The following is a 1,468-nucleotide window of genomic DNA, read 5'->3' on the forward strand; positions in this document are numbered from 1 at the left end:
TATTTTAATTGATAGAGCAACGATAGTTGCATTAAAACAACACGAAAAAACAAAAAAATTGGTAATTACTCTTAAAGGAAAGGGAGTATATAAATGGATTTAGAAGCACTTATAAATCAATATCATAATCAACTTAATGAAAATGACTTGGCAATTATTACCTATATTTTAGAAAACCTAGAAGAATGCCAGAAATTAAGTATTGTTGATTTGTCAGAAAGATGCCATACTTCCAAATCTTCAATTCACCGATTAACAAAAAAGTTAGGCTTCACAGGATTTAGTGAATTTAAATACAGCATGAAAAGTACATCAAAGCGAAACTTACCTAGTAAAAATTTAATGGATTTGCAAAAGGATGATATTGAAGCTACTTTAAAATTAATGAAACAAGCAGATGTTGAAAAAATTGCCAAAGAAATGCACAAAGCAGAACGAATTTTTGGTTTTGGAACAGGATGGGCACAGCGAAATGCACTGAAAGAACTAAGTAGGAACTTAATGAGTGTAGGGAAACATATGTTGATACTCCCAGCCAAAGTTGAATTTGATTTAAGTATGCCGATGATTACAAAAAATGATTTTGTCATTATTATCTCATTAAGTGGGGATACTAGAAAACTAGAAAAAAATATTAAAGTTTTAAATTTTAGAGAGGTACCGATTTTATCTGTTACATCGTTTCAAACTAATTATTTAGCACAAATGACTCCGTACAATCTTTATTATCATACTACCACTCTATTTCGAGAAAACTCACATGAAGCAACGTCATTTGTTACTTTACATCTAGTTTGTGATGCTTTATATCGTGAGTATATAACATATCGTAAGATGAAAGAAAAAGGTAGTGAAAAAGCATAATTTTATTAGGATTATAGTGGTTTTTCAAGGGGCAAGGTATAGATTGGGCAACGCACGCCCTTTTCTTACCTTGCTTTCGTGTGCCTTTTTGGATAGTTTGTTAAATCAATAAATATGAAAAAATTCCCGCTACTTGGGAAAAAGAACAGAAAGTGAAGCCATTTCACAACAGTGCTCTATTGTATTGTAATAGGATTTCTCTAATAGTAGAATGAACATATACAAATTAGAGAGAGGGGAAACAATTATGATGGAAAAGATTCAAAGGTTTGGTGGGGCGATGTTTACGCCTGTGCTATTATTTTCTTTTGCTGGTTTAATGTTAGCGATCACAATTATTCTTACTAATCCGATGCTAGTGGGAAGTATTGCAAATGAAGGTACAGTTTGGCATAGTTTTTGGTCAATTGTTAATAGCGGGGCTTGGACTGTTTTTAATCAAATGGAACTTTTGTTTGTAATCGGTTTACCGCTTGGGTTAGCTAAAGTGGAACAAGGAAAAGCAGCTATGACAGCTGCGGTTACTTATCTTACACTCAAGTTTCGCACCCTGATCAAACCTTGGAAAGCCTATCGGCTTAAGGTTAATCAACTAAATCAAACA

The 1,468-nt window shown here is 32.9% G+C and carries 2 protein-coding genes; both read left to right on the forward strand.

What is annotated here, in order from left to right; translation table 11 throughout:
- Positions 1-93 precede the first annotated feature (93 nt).
- The gene (locus tag ABFX15_RS01305; RefSeq protein WP_346023752.1) at positions 94-864 is read left to right on the forward strand and encodes a MurR/RpiR family transcriptional regulator; all 771 of its coding nucleotides are present in this window, start codon (positions 94-96) and stop codon (positions 862-864) included.
- Between the two features lie 247 nt (positions 865-1,111).
- A partial coding sequence (locus ABFX15_RS01310) for a PTS transporter subunit EIIC (protein ID WP_346023753.1) occupies positions 1,112-1,468 on the forward strand: 357 nt, incomplete at its 3' end.

The sequence above is a fragment of the Alkalibacterium indicireducens genome (assembly GCF_039522005.1).
Classification (GTDB): domain Bacteria; phylum Bacillota; class Bacilli; order Lactobacillales; family Carnobacteriaceae_A; genus Alkalibacterium; species Alkalibacterium indicireducens.

Excerpts from the sequence above, each read along its gene's own strand:
- ABFX15_RS01305 (WP_346023752.1), top strand. The coding sequence starts at position 94 with ATGGATTTAGAAGCACTTATAAATCAATATCATAATCAACTTAATGAA.